A 21,128-nucleotide genomic window follows, 5' to 3' on the forward strand; every position below is an offset into this window, starting at 1 on the left:
TATCAACCCTCCCCTTATTGCTCTTTTTGTACTAGCGAAACACCGCTGGCTTCATATTTTAATATTTTTTGCACGACCGTTCCGATATAGGCGCCGGCCTCCACCGGTGGAATGCCGCCCTTATGAATATTGGAAATGACCATCCGGTCGGCCTCAATGGTGCCGTGGCGTGGTTCATAGCAGAGATACGCACTTAACGATTCCGCACTCACGAGGCCAGGGCGTTCACCAATCAAGTAAACAATCACTTTCGGTTTTAGGATCTCCCCAACATCATCCATTGCCGCCACTCGGCCTTTTTCGATAAAAAATGGTGTTCCGACATCGAGCCCTAAGCTTTGAAGCGATTGATTAAGAGATAAATAGACATCCTCTAAATTTTCCTCGATCGCTTTCGAACTTAAGCCGTCAGAAACAATAATTTGAACCGACGGAGACTTTTTACATTTTTGATCAATTAATTGTTTTGCCTCATCAGAGAGCTTTCTGCCGAAGTCAGGACGGCGGACATAGACCTCTTTGTCGGTAACCTTCGTGTTAACTTTTAATAAGGATAAGCTTTCAAGGATTTTCGGATCGACATCACCATAAACGGCATCGACTGCGGCCGCATGGTCAAAGCGAAACTTCAGCCATGTGTCCGTTTTGGGCCTTAATCCCGCACGGCCGATTCCAATTCTTGCCGGTGTTTTGCTAATTAAAAGATCCAGCTCTTCCTTATTAATCGGATTTTCAAGTCCTACAGGCGGCTTTGGTTCAAGGATCAATTCTTTTTCAGAGACTGACTCCGGGCAGCCCTGACTTTGGTTGCATTGTGCTTCCACATGGTTCGTCCGGTGGTTCCAAAATTTCACTTCCACTTTTTCCGAGGTATCATTGTTCGTCTTTTTCTTAACCTCTTCTACCGACACATTGCCAGCAACGGTCTTCGCCTGCAATTTTTCTACCACCATTTTCGTGATTTGTTCCACTAACTCAGGATTCATTTCTTCCACCTCCTATCGCGAAAAAATCGTCGGGTCACCTGCATATTTACTTAATTTCCCGTTTTCAAAAATCCCCATTTTCTCCAGCCATGCTTCAAATAATGGTGCAGGCCGTTTATTGAGCGTCTGTCTTAATGTCGCAACATCGTGATAACTTAAGCTCTGGTAATTGAGCATACAATCATCACCCATTGGCGCAGCGATAATAAAATTCACCCCTGCCGCGGAAAGCAGCACGCCAAGATCTTCAATGTCATTTTGGTCTGCTTTAATATGGTTCGTATAACAAATATCAACGCCCATTGGAATGCCATGCATTTTTCCCATAAAATGATCTTCAAGACCCGCTCGAATCACTTGTTTATTGTTGTACAAGTACTCTGGTCCGATAAAGCCGACGACCGTATTGACAATATACGGGTCATAGTAGCGGGCAAAGCCATAATTCCGGGATTCCATTGTCAATTGGTCGATATCATAATGAGCTTCGGCGGATAATTCCGAGCCTTGACCAGTCTCAAAATACAAACGTTGTGGACCCGTTCCTGTACCGTATATTTTCGCCATTTCATTGGCTTCCTCCAAGAGGGAAGCGCTAATCCCGAAAGAACGATTCGCCGCTTCGGTTCCGGCAATACTCTGGAAAATCATATCTGCCGGGGCCCCCTGCTGGACCGCTTTCATTTGAGATGTCACATGGGCAAGCACACAGTTTTGCGTTGGAATTTCCCATTTTTGAATAAAGTCATGTGTCGCATGCAATAACCGTTTTACACTTTCAACGGAGTCATCTACCGGGTTTATTCCAATTACTGCATCCCCAATCCCATACGCAAGCCCTTCTTTCATTGAGGCCATCATCCCGTCGACATTATCCGTCGGATGGTTTGGCTGCAGCCTAGAGGCTAGCACTCCTTTTTGACCAATCGTAATATTGCATTTGGATAAAACTTCAATTTTATTGGCGGCATGGACTAAATCGAGGTTGGACATGATCTTTGCCACCGCTGCAATCATTTCACTATTCAGACCTCGGCTGAGGCGTTTCAAGTCTTCACCTGTCGTTGTATCGTTCAGGATATACTCGCGAAGCTCCGAAACAGACCAATTTTTAATCGATTGATAGATGGGTTCGTTGATCTGACCCTCGATAATCCTTGAAACCTCATCCTCTTCAGGAGATAGCATGGGATTTTCCCTAATATCTTGTAGTGTTAAATAGCTCAACACTTGTTTCGCTGCAATTCTTTCCTGAACGGTCTCAGCAGCAATCCCTGCTAAGCGGTCGCCGGATTTTTCTTCATTTGCTTTCGCAAATAAATCTTTTAGAGAGGAAAATTGATAGACAGAACCTAAATAGGTGGACTTTAATCTCATAAGAATGCCCCCTTTCGTCATTTCTGGAATGTTAATGTTTTTATGATGACAGGAACAACATCGGTTTCGAGCACTTGGCCTATATCCAAATAGTCCCCATTTTCAACTTTAATTTGATCAATGCAAATGACGGATTGCACTGGTGCCTTCCTCTTGAGTGTTTGCCCGAGAACTTTTGCATAATCCCGGTCAAGCACAAGGACCAACTCTTGAGTTTGGTTCGGTTTTTGTTTCATTGCTTTGAGAATGGATTCAGCAAATTCATCGATTTCACGGAATCTTAAGTAAGGCAATTCTGAAAAATAAACCGCAAAATTCTGTCCGTCACGCTGTGGGTCATAGAGATCGAGTGCTTCCTCAATCCGCTTGGATAATTGGTTTATTTCTGTTTTAAAATCACCCTCGAGTCGAATCTGGTAAACCGGCAAGTTTTTGATCGGCAATTTACGACGATCGGCTTCAATGGTTGCACCGCTGATTTCAGTCGTTTGCATTCCGGCGCCCAGTACTGTGGCCCGAACCGTTTCCTGCGGCTTTACCCAAGTCCACTCCGCAAGACTTGAGCTTTCCTTTAAGGAGGCGGCTAACATCAACCCGATATCATCGTATTTGGCCGACTGTACGGAACTGGTCTCATGCTGATAAATGCATTCACTTATCCCGCCTGAGAACATAATCGCCTCAATATCTTCCACCCAGTTAGGTGCATGCCCTAGCAGCAACGTTAGATCCTCGTTTGTGAGTGCCTTTTTTAACATCCGCACAATGACATCTGCCATAAAATCGGTTACTTGTTTTATCGCTGATGGATTTTGAGTTTGCCCCTCCACCATCCTTAAATCCCAGTGTCTCAGTAAATTCTTAACTGGCGGAGAAATACTCTGGATTTTATTATCGTGACATTCAATTAATCTGCCGCCTACATGAAGCGTACAGGTTCCACAAAGTCTGCCAGATTTATAAACGGCCACATTGGCGGTACCCCCGCCGATATCGATGTTGGCGATAACCTTCCCTGTATTTATCGAATATTCATAGGCGCCCGATCCCTTAGCGGCAATAATTCCTTCTAAGTCAGGACCAGCTGTTGCCACTAGAAACTCCCCAGCCTGGTCAGACAGCTGATGCAGCATGACTTCTGCATTTGACTTTGTGGCTGTTTCACCCGTAATAATCACTGCCCCCGTTTGAATATCCTTCGGCTTAATACCAGCTTTCTGATATTCCTTTCTGACAAGGTCTTCAATTTTTTCAATATCAATCGTGGTTGGTGAAAGCAACGGTGTCCGGTAAATCGGGCTGCGATGGATGACCTGTTTGTCAATGATTTCAATTCGCGGCACATGTGCCCCGCCAGCCATATTCATTAAAGTGAACCGGCTGATTACCAACTTTGTTGTACTTGTGCCTATATCGATCCCCGCACTGATCATTTCTTCTTTTTGCGGGCCTTTGAAATTCATCTCAACTCCCCCAAAAAACAAAAAGCGCCCCCTTTAAACTATCCCAAATTAGATAGTTTAAAAGAGGCGCCATTGCCATTAAATTCATTTGTTATTCATAATATAAATTATTTTCTGTATATTGTAAAGGTTTTCATTCAAAAAATAACAAAAGGGGATGGATTTCCTTCAAGATATTTCTTCATTTCCTGTGTCGAATGGAAGTTTACCAGATTCCGGATCTCCTCTATTCCTTCATTTTTTAAGGAAGAGGTAATGACAATCGGACCTTTGGTTACGATTACCTTTTTTAACAAAGAAATGGCTAGTTCAACGTCAGCCTGGTCAGAATCACTTTTTGTGACAACCCCTATGGGTATTTTATTGATTCCGCTGCTGAATCCTGGCGGGAAAATCATTTTCTTCTTGGTCGCATCCTGTAAAAACAAGACATGGGTTACTTCTAATGCTGTTGCCATGATATTTTTATAGTAGAACGGGTTTTCACAATATTCTCCTGGGGTATCAACAATCCAATCATAGTAATTCAGCGATTGCGTTTTGACAGCAGGCATTTCCCGGCCAAGCAAAGCATTCGTTAACGTCGATTTTCCGGCCCCAATGGAACCGATCAGCATGGCTCGGTTCTTTTTCGTCATCAGATTTCCCCCTTTCATGAAAAATTCTATTCTCTGATTCTATGACTTCGTGATCTCCGCCGGGGTATATTTCAGCGTATCCTGCAAGAAACGGTTGATTTCCTGCATCGCCATTTCCACCTCTGAAACATTGCCGACAATCACTAGACTTCCGGTAAAGCGATCCAAAAATCCTAACTTGACATTAGCCGATTTGGTGGCTAAATCTCCGGCAATAATCACCGTCTCACTTGGGGTCAGTGTCAAAATCCCTAATGCACCAGCCTCCTGGATCCCCAGTTTTTCAAACATATCCGGGTCCGGATTAGCAATAATATGGCTTAAAGTTACCTGTTTCCCAGGGACAAACTCCTGTATAAACCGCTTTTTCTCTTCGCTCACGACACACCCACCTCTCAAATTAATAAAAAAATGCCTAATAGACTTTATTTTTATAAAAAATAAAACCTACTAAGCACCATTGCTTCATCTATTCACTTGTAAACTAACTTGGGTACTTCAAAATAATGTACTTTGCCACTTTTTCCATGGGCATTTGTTTTTTCATGCTAAGGTCTCTAATCTTATTGTAAGCCGTTTCCTCTGGTAAATTCAATTGTTTCATTAAAATTCCTTTTGCTTTTTCAACCATCTTTCGGTTTTTCAGTTCCCGATTCATTTCTTCTACTTTTTCTTTGTAAAGAATAGCATTTTCTGCCTGCTTCAAAGCAATTTCAACCGCAGGAATCAAGTTTGCCTCCGAAATCGGCTTTACGAGATACCCTAAAATATTTGCCTTCTTCGCTTTTTCTATATATTCCTTTTGACTATAGGCCGTTAAAAGCAAAATCGGGATATTGAATTTGTTGGAAATAATCTCACTGGCCTTTAATCCGTTCAGCTTCGGCATTTTAATATCCATGATCATTAAGTCAGGCTTAAGGCTGTAGGCCAATTCAATTGCTTTCTCGCCATCAGCTGCTTCCGCCACAACATCATAGCCCGCATCCTTTAACATGAGGGAAACATCCAATCGGACAATGGATTCATCTTCAACAACTATAATTCGCTTTTTCATTCCTTAAACCTCCCTCGCAAAGGGAAATTCGACGATTGCTTTCGTTCCTTCCCTTGTTCCATCAATGGAAAAATGGCCTGTTAAATCGTGTTCAATCATCATTTTAACTATATCAAGTCCTAATGACGGCTTCATGGAAGGAGTATAGCCAATTCCATTATCAATTACGAGGACCCTTACGGTAGAAGCCTCTTCCTTGATGACTACATCAATTTGGCCCTCAGTCATCTCAGCAAATGCATGCTTCACACAATTTTGAATTAATTCATTTATAACAAGAGCAACGGAAACAGCTAGATTCGATTTAATAAAGATCTTAGGGCCCGAATAGTCGATCGAAATCAATTTTCCTTCATGATCTTCACTAAAGACCAGCATATTCCCGATTTTTTCTATTAAACTAACAAGTTCTACATCATCCTGATTTTCAGAATTGGATAAGATGATTTCATAGACAGAGGCAATACTTACAATTCGGTTAAGGCTCTTGATAAAATGAAACTTGCTTTCTTCGGGGACCCCTCTTCGCATCTGCAGCCGAAGAAGACTCGCTACCGTTTGCAAGTTATTTTTTACGCGATGATGGATTTCCCGGATGGCCACGGTCTTTACGGTAAGCTCCCTCTCTTTTTCGCGCAGCTCTGTTAAGTCACGAAAAATGATAAATGATCCGCTATTTTTCTCATGCTGCACAAGAGCAATTTTTTTCATTTGAAAGACTTTATTTTGAATGATGATTTCTTGGATCACAAGTTCATCCGGCAGCCTGCACATTTCTGCAAGGTTTGGAAAATAGGAAGTAAAAAGTTTGCCGCTTTTACATTCCTCCGAACACATTTCTAAAACAAGATTCATCGCAGCAGGATTCGAATATTGAATCCGTAAATCCTCGTCAATAATGAATAGAGCTTCCTCAATCACTTCTGGAATAAAAGGGCGATTTTCAGCCATTCCCAGTAAGAGTTCGCTAAGCGTCTCATTCGCCTCTGTTAACGCTTTCAGTTTATTTTGACTTTGGAGCTTATCACTGTTGTCTTTCTCCATGATCAACGTACCAATCACCCGGTTATGGATTCCAACAATCGGAACAACGCTTTGTTCGACTTTTTTCCCTTCCTGGGTTAGGGCATGATTGAGAAAAAGCGGCTTGCCCGTCCGAAACGCATAAAAAACAGCAGGCTCAAACGTTTCGTAGGCAAACTTTCCGACTACCGGATTTTTATAAACAGAACTGGCCATTGCAGGTGCTGCTTCTGCCACCACTATCGCATGCTTTTTTTCTCTTGTTTGACAATCGACAAACACATTTGCTTGATTTAAGTCGGCTATTAATTGCAGGTTTTGAACGACTTCTTCGATCTTTTGTATGTCTTGTTCCGATAGGTCTGTGTGAAGCTGACATAGAGTTACAACGGTGTTCATCTCAGCTTTAATCATGTCATTGCCCCAATCTTATTCTTCTAATATATAAAAATATTTTATATATCATTTATCATAGTGTCAATCTTCTGTTTTTTACAAAAAATGTTTCAAAAACAACAAAAAGATGCAGATGACACAATTTAAAAGTTCTAAAAAAGCTAGGGAGACTAAGTCTTTTTTGTATGATTCAACAAAATAAACCTAATAATAAATGAAAGCAAATCAAGGTATTATTAAGTTGAGGTGATCCAATGCCAATCCTCGAAGTTGATGAGAGTACCCTTTACTACACTGTTAAAGGTAAAGGGATTCCAATCATATTTATTCATCCACCCGTTCTAACTTCTATAAATTTCATATACCAGTTAGAAGGACTATCTCGTTATTTTCAGGTTATCACCTTTGATATACGAGGACATGGAAGGAGTCCTTTTTCTAGAAAACCTGTTACCTATCCACTAATTGTCGAGGATATAAAAAAACTAATGGACCATTTGGATATTAAGCAAGCCTTTTTATGCGGATATTCAACAGGGGCATCTATTCTATTGGAATTTTTGTTATCAACATCAAAAGGGCGTGCTTTAGGTGGAATCATTATTAGTGGAATGTCTGAGGTAAGTGACTGGCGTCTAAAAAACAGAATACGCCTTGCTAAAAACCTTGCAAAGATGGGGGCATTGCCTGCTTTAGCTCGGTCAATATCCAATAGCAATTCAAATACAAAAGAGTTGTTCGACAAGATGTTACTAGAAGCTAAAAAAGGAGATGCTAGAAACATCGTGCAATACTATGATTACAGTTTGAACTATAACATTTCCGATCAATTAGAGAACATTACTATGCCAATTTCCCTCATTTATGGTGGAAAAGATAAAACATTTTTTCGTTATGCAAACCAACTACATACGAAACTACCTCAAAATGAAATAACCTTTGTTGAAGGCATTAAACATCAGGTCCCAACAAAAGCAGCAAGTAAATTGAATCATGTCATTTATCAATTTATCCAAAACCTTCCAGTAATCAGAGGTGAATAAGCTTGGATGTTAAACTATTTCATTTAATAAATTTGCTTTCCGGACGTCATTTAATAATAGATAAATTTATGATACTTATTTCCAAAAAGATGAAATTTGTTTTCTTTATTATTTTAGTGATTTTGCACTTTAAAAAAAAGAATGTATCTATTGAAGCAGTAGTGTCTATCATGATTTCGTTATTCTTGCATTTTATAATTCAGTTATTTTATTTTAAGCCCCGTCCATTTATAGATGGGAGAGTAGACATACTTACCCCTTCTAAATTCAATTCGTCCTTTCCAAGTAAACATACTCTACTAACTTTTGCCGTTTCAACAATAGTCCTCTTTAATCAACGTATCCTTGGATCTATTATGTTGGGGTTTTCTTTTTTAACGGGATTGTCACGAATTTGGGTAGGACTTCATTATCCTTCTGACATTGCAGGAAGTGCTGTATTAGGCTCTTTTACAAGTGCGGTTATTCATAAATTATTACAAAGGAAATGGCAATGAAAACTCTTAAGAAAATTGCACTGCCTATGAGGTATTATGATTTTTCAATGAAAAAGTTGACAAACAATCAGTTGGTTTATATCAATAAGAAAAGGTGATTGCCTTTTGTATTAGTAATCACCTCTTGTCATTTCTATTCAATAAAGTCTATTTTTTTCCCCGACACCCTTTAATCGCAATTTCTTTTAAACACTCCTCTCGGTATGAATACCATTTGCTTTCCATTCCACAATCTATAATTTTGTCCTTCAATCTTCTATAGGCACCCTTTCCCTAATTGCCTTAGATAAGTCTTCCTGCTTTCGTTGATCTCCTACAGTTAGGCAAAAGTTTTCCATTATCATTCACATCATATTTTGTAGGTAATTCTATATAATTTTTAAAGTTTTCAACTACATCGATGCCACCATTCTATTTTCACGTTCCCATTCAGGTAAATGAGCAAATCGTTGTTCGTCTTCAGCAGCTCTAAAGTCCTCCGATGTCCCTAACACTATTACACAGGTTTTACTATTTAGAAATGAACGTGTTTCTTCATAAATATACTCTTTTTTGATAATATTTCCATTTTTGAATTCAATAAACAGAGGATCCGTTTCAACGACTTCTTTACCCCATTCCCTATTTTAATGTTCTATTTGTTTATGATTAATCTTGGTGAAAGAAATCGGTAAATGCTGAAAGAAAACTTAATTATTACTTTATCAATCGACACCCTTTTACAAATTTGATTGATAATATATATCTGGTAATTAGCTACTATAATTTTCCAATGAAGTGTTGGAAGAGGAATTTATGCTTCAATGTTTCGTAGTTCAGGTTTATTCGCTAGCTACTTACTAAATCGTCTTAGAAAAAACATTAATTTTTTACCATAAAAATGGTACCAAAACTTTTGAAAATGGAGTGATAATTGGATGACCAACCAGCTTCAGCCAGGGCAGGAACTCCTTGCAAACCAGCAGATCACCGCGAACAATGAGCGAGCATTTCTAATCATGCAGGGCGATGGAAACTTCGTACTCTACGAAATACATAAGGGCCAACACATCCCTGTCTGGGCGTCCGGCACCGACGGTAGTGGTGCTGTGAAAGCAGTCATGCGCAATGATGGCTGCCTTGTCGTCTACAAGGCAAATGGAGAGGAGGTATGGTCTTCTGGGACCGCAGGGAACGCCGGAGCATACCTCATTCTTCAAGACGATGGGAATGCGGTGATTTATACGACCCAGGGAGAAGCGCTGTGGGACTCGGGTACTTGGCGCCATTTTCGAAAGCTTGGTTTTGACCCAGCGGTTCACGGCTTCTCGTTTCCAAACAAATTCGTCAATGCTATAGCGAATATTCCTAGCTATGGGCAGGTGACAACACAGGGGCGGTGCGGCGGAATGGCTTTTGCCGCGCTCGACTACTTCCTCAAGGGCATTCCAGTTCCGAAATACACCGGGAACCTGTTCAGCGCACAGGTTCCCCCGGATGGACACTGGCTTGCGGATTACATTTACAGTCGACTGATGGACAGTTTCCTTGTTCCTTCCTCCATCAAGTATGTTCGTTGGACCTTAGCGTCCGATCATTCTACACTTCTTGGAGGTAAGGGGGTCACACGCTGGACGAAGGAGGAAGAATTTCCAAAGCTACGCTCGCTCATTGACGCTGGTTGTCCGGTCGCCCTCGGGCTGATTGATGCAACCAGCCTCGGCGAGATCGGATCGAAGAATCACCAGGTTCTAGCCTATGGATATGAGTGGCACTCAAAGGCTGACATTATGAAAGTGTTCGTTTACGATAATAACACGATAGGATCGGAGGTAATTTTGTCCTCCGAACGAGGAAACCCTCACTTTGATGCCACGAACACCGACCCTTGGCGGGGATTTTTCGTAATCGACTACCAGCAGAAGACACCGCCCGTGTTCACGAGCAAGCCGCCGGCGGCCAATGATACGGTCCGATACGGTCAGACCATTAAGGTAAGTCATCTGTGGACCGGGCTGACACTCCATTCGCACGCACTGAACTACGGCCACAGCGGCAGCTCAGGGCAGCAGCAGGTCACCTGCTTCAAAGGGGCAGATGACAATGATCTCTGGAGGATCAAGGGACCTCATGGAACGCAAGCGAACCACAGGAACGGTGAAGTAGTCCGACCTGGCGACGTGATCCGTCTCGAGCACGTGCTCACTGGGCGAAACCTTCACAGCCACTATGGACACCCTTCCCCTGTCACCGGTCAGCAGGAAGTGACCTGTTTTGGCACCGGTGGTCAGGGCGACGACAACGATAACTGGCGGGTCGAGGTCGACGGTGGCGGTCAGTGGACCGCGGAGCGACGTGTCCGACTTGTTCACCTGAACACCAACCATGCGCTCCACTCCCACCGCGGGCACAGCCATCCCCAATGGACGGCCGGCCAACAGGAGGTAACCGGCTTTGAGGGCCGTGATGACAATGACTGGTGGTGGCTCCTCGAAATCCGCTGAGAATGTTCTAGGTTCATGTTGTCCGGAAACTTCAAGCTCAGCTGGTCGGTTTATTGAGCTCGTAGGCCCGCGGCCCATAGAAAAGCGTTTTTCCATATTTCAAAGACGATCGTTATTAATATACTCTCAACTGTGCTGTCCCGTTTTACAAAGTAAAAGGCACTATCTACCTTAGTTAGTGCCTTCCCTTCATTTACTTTTCAATATTTGCAGACTCGTAATGCTGAGACACGTTTTGAATTTGTTCATATGTCATTGTTTTATTCCCTAAACGTTAGAGATTTACATTACAGGATATAGGTTAAGATCCACTTTTTCTACTTGTATTGAAATCTTTGCTTTTTAACCGTAGGACTGGAGTTTTTAGCGTATTGTTCAAAACCGGTATTATAGAAATGGGCGATTTTACTTGACCAGTCACTGGAATCTAGTCCTCTCGTCCGTTCAGACATATAGGATGATATGGTTTGATCGTATTGGTCAATGATTTCCATTTGAATCTTAGCATCATACTGTTCTTTCAGGAGGGTTGCCTTAAGTGGCAGCCTTGGTTTTTGATCGGGTACATTTCGTGGATGCCCAATGACCAAACCTGAAATTGGAAAAACATATTCCGGAAGTTTCAATAGATCAACAAAGGTTTGTGGATTTCTCCTTAATCCTCCGATTGGAACGATCCCGAGCCCCATCGATTCAGCTGCTATAACCGCGCTTCCTAGCGCGATTCCAACATCTGTTGAACCGATCATAATTGCTTCTAAGTCCTCGACAATTTTAAACTCCGTACCATGTTTTTCAGCAGCAAGCTTCGCCCGGTAAAAATCCATGCAAAATATTAGAAAAACAGGAGCTTCCTCAATCCACTTTTGGTTGCCTGCTGCTTTCGCCAAGGCTGCTTTCCTTTTAGGCTCCCTGACTTCAATCACGGTCACTTGCTGACCATTAATCCAATTGGGACCAGCCATTGCCGCCTCAACAATCACTTCGATCTGTGCTTCGCTGACATCCTTTTCAGTGTCGAAATCCCTAACTGAGCTATGATTTTTTAATAATGCAATCGTTTCGTTCATGCTATCACTCCTCGTGTATACGATACTACACACTCAGCTTTAAATTCAAACACCTGCATCGGATGACGACCAAACCTCAGGTAGTAATAAGCGGAAAAGGTCATCATCAAGCGGATGATGACCAAACCTAAGGTAGTAAGAAGCGGAAAAATAAAAGTGCCTGACACCACAGTAGGTGGTGTCAGGCAATATTTTACTTCTTAAGAAGCTCTAAAAATGAACAAATGGTTAAGATCCCTTTATCAAAGTTTTCTAAGTTAAAGTGTTCGTTGGGTGCATGAAGATTCTCATCGGGCAATCCAAATCCCATTAAGACAACAGGCGCATTTAGAGACTGATTGAAATCCGATACAATCGGAATCGAACCGCCTTCTCTTTTGTATACCGGTGCTCTTCCATAAACGGTTTCATACGCTTCGGCCGCTTTTTGAATCATCGGGCTGTCGATCGGCGTTAAGAATGGATTCCCGGTATCTTGAAGAGACACTGTTACGGTGCAGCCTTTTGGCGCATGTTCTTCTAGATGCTTTTTGATCAATTGCTGAATCTTTTCAGGGTTTTGATTGTGGACGAGACGGCAAGTGATTTTTGCATGTGCCTCATTCGGGATGACCGTTTTTGTTCCTTCCCCCTGAAATCCTCCCCATAATCCGTTGATTTCTAATGTTGGCCGGGAACTGATTTTCTCTGGGTATGGGAAATTGTTTTCCCCTCCGGTTAAATCTGTTAACCCTAATGATTTTTTTAGCTTTTCTTCATCAAATCCTAACGCTTTAATTTGTTCCTTTTCAAAATCAGTAAGAAGTACAACATCATCATAAAAATGATCCACATTTACTTTTCCGTTTGCATCATGAAGGGTTGAAAGCAGCTTCACTAATAAATGGTTGGCGTTCTGGACTCCCCCGCCGAACATGCCTGAGTGCAAATCCGAATTAGCGGTTTTTAGGGAAAATTCCAGTGCACAAAGTCCTCTTAAAGAATAGGTGATGGCAGGAACGCCTCTGTCCCACATATCAGAGTCAGATATAACGACTACATCACAGGACAATTTCTCTTTATTTTCGGATAAGTATGGCGGAAGATGAGGACTTCCGATTTCTTCTTCTCCTTCGATGCAAAACTTAACGTTTACCGGTAATTTACCTTCTGTTTTCAATAGTGTTTCCACTGCTTTGATATGTAAGAATGTCTGCCCTTTGTCGTCGGTTGCCCCTCTGGCAAAGATTTTTTCATCACGAATCGTTGGTTCAAACGGAGGCGTTTCCCATAAATGAAGAGGGTCAACGGGCTGCACGTCATAATGGCCGTACACTAAAACAGTTGGGGCGTTCTCCTGGTGAAGCCAGTCCGCATAGACAATCGGATGACCTTTTGTTTGGATGATTTCCACATGTTCCATTCCAATACTTTCTAATTTATTAGCAATCCATGAAGCTGCTTTTTGGATGTCCTCTTTATGCTCGGATAAAGAACTGACGCTTGGAATTCGGAGCAATTCTTTTAATTCCTCAACATTTTGATTATGTTGCTTAGATAATAACTCAGATAATTGACTCATATTATCACCTTTTCTAGTTTATTTCCCCTTCTTATTATATATATAAAGACATGATTGGTATCAAGTAATTCAACTTCACCAATACTGTCAGGTCGAATAGATAAACAGGATCCGACTTGAATTCTTCATTCACCTCTTAAAATACCCTGCTATAGCAGGAATACTCATGAATTCCTTCCTCATATCCCGAAACGAACTCCATTATTTTCTATAGCAGCTGGAAATTGTAAAAGGTTTGCACAATAGTAAAGATTGAGAAAATCAAGAAACAAATTCTTAAAATGACTCTAGAAGGATGCCTTATCATCTTCCGGAAAAAAGTAGAGTTTTATATACCTACAATACAAAAGGAAGCACACGTTCACGTTCCATGTACTACCTTTTGTAATATGGTTGAATGCGTTGCGTTCAAGTTAGGCTACCAAAACCATCTGGACTGTTGGACTTTTCCCCAAGCATATTTACCTGCATAGAGGAGCAAGTAGACAGCCCTTGAGCAGAAGGAGGAACAGCCATTCCAGGGGAGCCCTTTCCTATAGCGTATCCAATCGTGAATGTGCCAGGGAGTTAATAGGTCAAATTTATACATGTCCCATATCTTGCACTTCCTTTTCTTTGAATCAGCCGCATCAAGTATACTGTTGACCGCTCGGCGGGCCGCCTCATTGGCGGCTTCCATCGACGCCAGATCCGTATTTGTACGCACATAATCGGAAGCCAAGAAGAGATTGGGGATCTTTGTAAAGGCATGGGGTCTTAAGCTCCACGCAAAAACTTTGTTTATAAGCAACGGCTCACTATTGATCATTTTGCCAGAATCGTCGAAATGAATGTCCGGATCCAAAAACCAAGAGTGAACATCCTCATCCCGGAGCAACACTTTTTCATGATTTAAGGCTTTTTTCAGCTGTGCCCATACTTCATCTTTAATTTCTTCTTTCGTGCATTGGATTGCCTTTTTTCCTAAAAGCATGCCTGGTTGGTTCCATTCCGAAATATCAACGGAAATAATGCCCCTAACCTGACCATCCCCATATGCTTCAAGATCCTTCCCGTTCCAAAATTGCTTTTGTGAAATGGCCGTAATCGCCCACGGAGAATCCATTATGATCAGATGGCCGTTTACGATAGGCACATCCCGTTTCATAAAGAACTGGAGCCCGTTCATCCAATCAACATCTTTGGCAAGCTTCTTCAACCCTATCAGTGCCGGGTCTGCCCTAAGTATATCAGAGGAAACTAACGGGGCCATGGCTTCCACCGGGAGAGTGCTTACGTAAAAGTCTGCATTGACAAACTCGTCCTTTCCAGACCTATCGATATGGACACCCGTGATTTTGCCTTCTTTGAGTTGAAAGCCGCGTACGGATGCATTGGTATAATAATGAACTCCTTTTTGTTTCAAATACCTGATCCATGGGTCAATCCACACCTCATTGGTCGGACCGTTCAGGACTCGGTCCGAATCAGTTGTTGGCGTAAGGATACCCATAAGAAGTTGGGAAAGAACCGTACCGAAGGTCTTGGTGCTTGCTTCTGTAGATTTCGCGGCGACCAATGACCGGGAAATGGAAGCAAACACTTCATGGAAGTTCTTTGATTGGTTATCTCCATCCAGATAATCCCACCAGCTAATTCTTTCATATTCATCCATGATTCGTTCCCTGCAGCTCGTCATCACCTGCCAAAGCCGCTCCGTAAAGAAAACCACTTCTTCCTCATTAAGTCCCCAATCCGAATCGAACAATGCTTTCAAGTTCTTTTTGATGCCGGTCATCGATTTCGGAATGGAAGTGGAGATGGCAACTAGTTCATGATCAAAGCGGGCAAGTCCCATCTCCCGAGCCGTAACTAATTGATCATAAACACTTTGCTTTTGGTCATAAGGGATTCGTTTCATCGTATCAATGATATGGCGATAAAAACCTGGAAAGCAACGGAATCCGTGTTCTCCAGGTAGATTTTTTCTCCCGTTCGTACCGGAATAGGGAACAGGAATCGACCGTGCTTTTCCACCCGGAATTGTTTTACTTTCGTATACAGTTACGTCAAACCCTCTTTCTGCCAGTTCATGTGCAGCACTAAGGCCAGCCACCCCGCCTCCCAAGATGGCCACTTTCTTCATAGACTCACCTTCCTCGCATAGTGGATTAGAGTAATCCAATATATGCAACAGGAGGTGGAGGTGTTTGGACATTCAGTAACATGATAGCGGAAAGGTATTGGGCACTTTTCACTCCAAATCCCTGCCAGGATTGGGTGACCAGACGTTGGCGGTGTCTTTAGTGAGAAGAAGTCGATAACCTTATGCTAATTACATAGTTTTCTATTTATTATGAAACATAAAATCATAATAGCTCAATATACCCTTCATTACCGTTCACTCGGATCCTCTGCCCGTCTTTTATTTCCTTCGTGGCGTTTTCCACTCCTACAACGGCCGGAAGACCGTATTCGCGCGCAATGACGGATCCGTGGGTCATTAGCCCGCCTACTTCCGTCACCAAGCCTTGGGCAGATACAAACAGCGGAGTCCAGCTAGGATCCGTGAATTTGGTTACGAGAATATCCCCATCCTCTAATTGAGTTTCTTCCATTTTTAATATGACACGTGCCCGGCCCTCGATTATGCCGGATGATACGGGGGTCCCCGCCAAGGCACCTTGAGGGATATAATCGGTGATGTATGCACCAGTTACGACCTCGCCCTCAGACGTCATCACCCTTGGTGGTGCCAACTTCTCAAAAACTTGATAATTCCTCTTTCTCTCATTAATTATCTTGTAATCCAAATGGTTGGTTCGAACGGTATCATAAAGCTCCTTAAAGGTTAAATAGTAGATGTCCTCTTTTTCTTGGATGACCCCGTTTCGGACAAGTAGAGCGGCCTCCTTCATCAGCGCCTGCTTGTAGATATCAAAACGTCTAATGTAAGCGTACTTGGGATATTCCCGATAGCCGATAAAATTCCGCAAAACGCTGATCATCTTCTCTGTCATTTTTGCCTTTCGTTTGCCGTCGGGCAATTGCTCCAATCGTTTCAGAAGATCCTGCCCCTTTAGGTCTGCCTCCCTCTTGCCTTGCTCAAATTTAACTCTGCCGAAATGAGGAGGAAAATTCTTTATATTGCTAAGAATCATCGGGATCAGTGCGATGGGCTGTTCTCTCCAACGGGTCCTTGTGATATCAATCTCTCCAGAACAGCGCATTCCGTATTTTTCAAGGTACCCTCTAAAAGCGCTAATAATTGCCCGCCCGCCTTCCAATTCGGCTAGGTCCTCGAAAAAGGTGTCATCGCGGGCATTTTGTAAAACTTCCATCGCGTCATTATATGACCGAATGATGTCCGATACATCCATGAGTGCAAAACCCATTTCAGATGTAACGTTGTTTGGCACCGATTGGGAAAGTGTGTCGGCCGCGTTCCTTTCCCCCAACCATCTTTCCATTTTTTTATTGATCCAGTCCCATGCTAATACCCCAACCATAATGACTCCTAATCCTCGAGGATCATAAAAGAGTTCTTTTAATTTCTTAAGGTCTTTCCTAATGAAAGAAAACAGTTCTTCTCCCGATACGGTTGTTATCCGTTCCTGCAGTTCCGTTATGGATGCCTCGTTTAGACTGATGAGATCCTGGGTGATTTTGGGGTCGTTTTTTCTGTAGATGTTGATTATGTGTAAGGGAAGAGTCCAAGATAGTCCTTCAGTGCCAAATTTGAATACTCTTTTTCCCCGTGGCAATGAACTCTTAAAATCCTTTCTGTTCATTAAGCTTAAAATCGCATTCTTAGAGAGAGGGTCGTTTTTGCCCATTGTAGCAGGAAGGATCCTTCGGCCAACGGGTGAGGCTAGGTCGTAAGTAAGGTCAAGAAACAGTCTTCCACCCGCTTTACGCAGTGGAAATTCATCGAATAGATCCATTAAAAAGGACATACCCAATGGTCTTATGGCATCTGTCATCATTTGTTGATGGCCAAACGACAAGTAAACCCTGTTCTGCCCATCGGTATCTTTCGGGATTGGAAATAATGTTGTGATGGGGCGGCTTTGCACGATATATATAGCCTCTTCAGTAAGGCACCATTCGATGTCCTGCGGGCAGGAAAAATACGCCTCAATCTTTCTACCTACTTGCTCCAACTGTAAAATCTGCGAATCTGTAAGGGTTTGCCTATTCTGTTGTTCCCACTCTATCTCCTTTTCCTCTATACCTCCCTCTTTTAATGCCTGAATGGCTAGTTTCTTGGAAGAGACCGTCTTTTCAATAATGGTTCCATCTCGAACCTTATAGTTATCTGCATTCACTAAACCAGAGACAAGTGCTTCCCCAAGTCCAAAGCTAGCATCAATGGATATCACCTTACGGTTGGATGTAACAGGATCGGCCGTAAACAAGATCCCTGAAGCAATTGGGAAAATCATCCTTTGGACCACGACGGACAAGTAGACATTAAGGTGGTCGAATCCATTCAGGATGCGGTAGATCACCGCCCTATCTGTAAACAGGGAGGCCCAGCACTTGCGGATATGCCGAAGGATTTCTTCTTTTCCTTTGATGTTTAAAAACGTATCTTGCTGCCCTGCGAAGGACGCATGAGGCAAATCCTCGGCAGTGGCACTGGAACGAACCGCGTAAGCCCACTCCTCGCCAAACTCTGACAGATACTGAATGATCTCTGTTTCTAAATCCAGGGGTATTTCCGCTTCCTCGATAAGGCTGCGGATTTTTCCACTAATTACACTGATTTCGCTCCTGTCATCGGCACTTAGCTGATAGAGTTGATTCAGGAAGGCGTCAAATTGTCTGTTATCGCTGATAATTTTTTTATAGGCTTCTGTGGTAATGCAAAAGCCAACTGGCACCTGAATTCCCTCAATCCTCGTCAGTTCTCCAAGGTTTTTCCCCTTGCCCCCAACAGCCATAAGCTGTTTATGGTCGATCTCTCGAAAACCTAGCACGTAGGCATTCATGGCACACCCCTCCCCTGAAAAAATGATGGCTTCTTTTATTTTATTGAGGGTATCGCCAATGTGCCCCTTGCATTCGCTTATTTAACAATTACGGCTCCTTAAATACAATTCGCGTCAACTACCTTTCCAGATACCGACATAACTTCATTTAGGTTAACCCATCCTCCTATATTTTGAGATTGGTCAACACCTTCAATGGTAAAAGTTAGCCTAATATTGTTAGAAAGTGACAAAGTGGATTTTTTACCAATACATTTCTGTGCTTTTTGCAGAGAGTCCACCCTGACACCTTCACACGAAATCGTATACCTTTGCAACGGTACATAAATTAATACTCCTCTAAAAGGATCATAGGTCCTTATTAAACCTTCGGCAGTTGTTCCATCTCGGAAAGATAATCTGATCCATCGCTTTTGCTGATAACAAGCAAGAATTTTTTGAAATAGTCCTTGTCTATAGTCATAGAAATATGGATAGATAGGCTGGTGGGGATAATTTGGATACAATGCAGCCTCCCCCTTTCTTCAATCAGTAAATCCTTTCATGTATATGAAGAAAAAAAGGGTTAGTGCTTGTCATCACATAATACGAACGGGCAGAATGCTCAAAGCTAAAGAAACTAAATATCTCAACTATGTTTTACAAGGATTATAAACAACAAGAATCAGACTCTATGAGCATTTAAAGCAAAATAATCCTAGGGCTTATGAGGTTCTTATCGAATAAGCTACTTTTCTTATATACTCCATTGGATTCCAAAATTTGAAAATCGTAAACAAATTGAACTGTACCTCCAATTTTAAAGAGTGGCTAAAAATTGGAGTGCAGTTCAAGTTAGTTGCCTTTCTTTAAAATGAGTTCCGAGATACACTCCACTTGCCCCGTTTGCGGGAACATATCCACCAGTTTGACCTCAACTGATTTGTATCCCCCATCTTGCTTTTTTTCTCTGGGGAGTAAAAAGACTAAGGCTTCGTATATAAATCTCATTTGCTGTTACAACTTTTGACATTCACTTTTGTCAATTACTTTGTTTGTCATCGTTTACCTGTTTGTTAGAATTTACATTACTTTGTTCCTGTTTTTTATACTTTTTAATCCTCTCTTGGTATTTTTTATTGTAATCATTTTGGTTGGTATTTTTATTATTCCGATTGCCACCACAACCACATCCCATCAACTTCACCTCTTTCTTTTCAATTTAAACATCCCTACAAGTAGAACCGTTATGCTTAAGGATTTCAATTTTTCCATGAAGGTCTAGGAAGACCTTCAAAACCACATGTTCCAAAGTAAGCTTGTCTACACTTATAGTAAATGCTAGAAAAGGAATTCTTGACATGGACAAATTATTTAGCAACTTCCAGGATTTGTTAAATTCTTAAAAACCACTTGGAGTGTAAAATGTGCCTTTGGAGAGTGCCCTATCATTTAAGACTTTATCCTCCTGATTCATAGGTAATGTTGCAAAGACATCCCAATCTTTTCATTTAAACTACGTAGAGCTTCAACCGGGTATATGATGTTTTTGATAGACTTGTTGCCAATGCATATTTATAAATTCAATGCCATTGTAATTTTGAAAAAGACGAGTATGGGCGATAGCAAATGTTTTGTTTGGGTCAGGACTGTCTCCTTAAAAATTCTTTAAAGAATAGAAACGAGTAGATCATTATACTAAGAATATCACGCAGTATTTTTGCTTCTGCCTGAGCTTGAAAGGTGCCATCTCCGTTTCCTAAAAGGTGCCATTTCCGTTTCCAATGTAAATGGATACAGTATTTGAACCTGTATTCGTAACCGCAAGATCCAAAATACCATCGTTGTTAAAATCCCCTATGACAATTTGTTGAGGTGCATTTCCCGCAGCCAAATTCATAGCATTTTCAAAAGAAGGACAAGCCAAAAATAAAACCTCCTTTATTAATATTTTAATATAGATTAATTCATCAAATATCACGTTGACTTGTTTAGATAAACGGGTTCGTTAATAAAAAATAATTAAATTTTTACTGCTTTAATGTTGAAAACGAACCCCTTCATCCATTGTCCGTTAGTGAAACAAGAAAAAGGCTGCTGCAGCAGCCCATTCTTCAACTCTTTTTCCGTTTCATTATGGTCATTGAAGAAAAAGGGCGAAGCTGCAAGCGTTGAGATGAATATAAAGAGACAGTTAAAAAACACATCCTGTTTTAAACAAGGATTCCTCACCAATATCTTAAATCCTAAAGTTGCTGTCTTTTTCTTAACCTTTTTACCTCAATTTGTTGATTCAACTAGCCATACCTTTATTCCGTTTCTTTTAATGGGTATCACTTACACTTTTTTGACAGCCTTATGGTTTTTACTTTATGTCCCTTTAATTAATCAGATTAGTGCTTTTATGAGAAGACATATAACACAAAATATTATTGAAGGAATTACAGGTACTATATTGATTGGTTTTGGAATAAAACTAGCCCTTGAAAAGGCTCATAATTAGGTGATTTTTCTTTTTATTGTCAGACCCTTGATTTTACCTAAATCGAAGGGTCTTATTTCAATCATTTTACTTTAGCTAC

Annotated in this window: 16 protein-coding genes and 1 pseudogene; 4 read left to right on the top strand and 13 right to left on the bottom strand. The window is 41.6% G+C overall.

Annotated features, from left to right (window positions below; translation table 11 throughout):
* Positions 1–14: 14 nt before the first annotated feature.
* From eutC to FS608_RS24145, 7 genes are all read right to left on the bottom strand, one after another.
* Positions 15–986: an ethanolamine ammonia-lyase subunit EutC gene (eutC, locus tag FS608_RS24115; protein ID WP_144555095.1), complete on the bottom strand. Its 972-nt coding sequence runs from the start codon at positions 984–986 to the stop codon at positions 15–17.
* A 12-nt stretch (positions 987–998) separates the two neighbouring features.
* Complete coding sequence (locus FS608_RS24120; RefSeq protein WP_144555096.1) at positions 999–2,363, bottom strand: ethanolamine ammonia-lyase subunit EutB; 1,365 nt, start codon at positions 2,361–2,363, stop codon at positions 999–1,001.
* A gap of 17 nt (positions 2,364–2,380) precedes the next feature.
* Positions 2,381–3,826: an ethanolamine ammonia-lyase reactivating factor EutA gene (locus FS608_RS24125; RefSeq protein WP_144555097.1), complete on the bottom strand. Its 1,446-nt coding sequence runs from the start codon at positions 3,824–3,826 to the stop codon at positions 2,381–2,383.
* A 137-nt stretch (positions 3,827–3,963) separates the two neighbouring features.
* Positions 3,964–4,464 (bottom strand): EutP/PduV family microcompartment system protein, encoded by a 501-nt coding sequence (locus FS608_RS24130; protein ID WP_144555098.1) that lies wholly within the window; start codon positions 4,462–4,464, stop codon positions 3,964–3,966.
* A gap of 39 nt (positions 4,465–4,503) precedes the next feature.
* Entirely contained in the window at positions 4,504–4,845 is a 342-nt protein-coding gene (gene eutS / locus FS608_RS24135; RefSeq protein WP_144555099.1) for an ethanolamine utilization microcompartment protein EutS, read from the bottom strand.
* A gap of 103 nt (positions 4,846–4,948) precedes the next feature.
* Complete coding sequence (locus FS608_RS24140) at positions 4,949–5,521, bottom strand: ANTAR domain-containing response regulator (RefSeq protein ID WP_144555100.1); 573 nt, start codon at positions 5,519–5,521, stop codon at positions 4,949–4,951.
* 3 nt (positions 5,522–5,524) lie between these two features.
* Entirely contained in the window at positions 5,525–6,958 is a 1,434-nt protein-coding gene (locus tag FS608_RS24145) for a sensor histidine kinase (protein WP_260871802.1), read from the bottom strand.
* Between the two features lie 236 nt (positions 6,959–7,194).
* Here FS608_RS24145 and FS608_RS24150 point away from each other — a divergent pair, with 236 nt between their 5' ends.
* The 3 genes from FS608_RS24150 (at position 7,195) to FS608_RS24165 (ending at position 10,963) form a co-directional block, all read left to right on the top strand.
* Positions 7,195–7,983: an alpha/beta fold hydrolase gene (locus FS608_RS24150; RefSeq protein ID WP_144555101.1), complete on the top strand. Its 789-nt coding sequence runs from the start codon at positions 7,195–7,197 to the stop codon at positions 7,981–7,983.
* 2 nt (positions 7,984–7,985) lie between these two features.
* A complete protein-coding gene (locus FS608_RS24155) occupies positions 7,986–8,480 on the top strand; it encodes an undecaprenyl-diphosphatase (RefSeq protein WP_144555102.1) in 495 nt (164 codons plus the stop codon).
* A 917-nt stretch (positions 8,481–9,397) separates the two neighbouring features.
* A complete protein-coding gene (locus FS608_RS24165) occupies positions 9,398–10,963 on the top strand; it encodes an MIR domain-containing protein (RefSeq protein WP_144555103.1) in 1,566 nt (521 codons plus the stop codon).
* 317 nt (positions 10,964–11,280) lie between these two features.
* Here FS608_RS24165 and FS608_RS24170 read toward each other — a convergent pair whose 3' ends face one another.
* From FS608_RS24170 to FS608_RS24195, 6 genes are all read right to left on the bottom strand, one after another.
* Positions 11,281–12,033 carry an NADPH-dependent oxidoreductase gene (locus FS608_RS24170; protein ID WP_144555104.1) on the bottom strand — a complete coding sequence of 251 codons (753 nt, stop codon included), beginning with the start codon at positions 12,031–12,033 and terminating at the stop codon, positions 11,281–11,283.
* A gap of 193 nt (positions 12,034–12,226) precedes the next feature.
* On the bottom strand, positions 12,227–13,594 hold the full coding sequence (locus FS608_RS24175; protein WP_144555105.1) for a dipeptidase: 1,368 nt from the start codon (positions 13,592–13,594) through the stop codon (positions 12,227–12,229).
* Positions 13,595–14,012: 418 nt separating this feature from the next.
* Positions 14,013–15,719, bottom strand: a complete 1,707-nt coding sequence (locus FS608_RS24180) for a hydroxysqualene dehydroxylase (protein WP_144555106.1) — start codon at positions 15,717–15,719, stop codon at positions 14,013–14,015.
* Between the two features lie 223 nt (positions 15,720–15,942).
* Entirely contained in the window at positions 15,943–18,567 is a 2,625-nt protein-coding gene (gene ppsA, locus FS608_RS24185; RefSeq protein ID WP_144555107.1) for a phosphoenolpyruvate synthase, read from the bottom strand.
* Positions 18,568–18,665: 98 nt separating this feature from the next.
* Positions 18,666–19,073, bottom strand: a complete 408-nt coding sequence (locus tag FS608_RS24190; protein WP_144555108.1) for a hypothetical protein — start codon at positions 19,071–19,073, stop codon at positions 18,666–18,668.
* 1,232 nt (positions 19,074–20,305) lie between these two features.
* Positions 20,306–20,473, bottom strand: a complete 168-nt coding sequence (locus FS608_RS24195) for an FG-GAP repeat domain-containing protein (protein ID WP_222127401.1) — start codon at positions 20,471–20,473, stop codon at positions 20,306–20,308.
* Positions 20,474–20,677: 204 nt separating this feature from the next.
* Between FS608_RS24195 and FS608_RS24200 the strand changes: the two are divergent.
* Positions 20,678–21,049: pseudogene (locus FS608_RS24200) on the top strand (LysE family translocator); the annotation flags it as partial.
* Positions 21,050–21,128: the final 79 nt, after the last annotated feature.

The sequence above is a fragment of the Bacillus sp. X1(2014) genome, assembly GCF_007678255.1.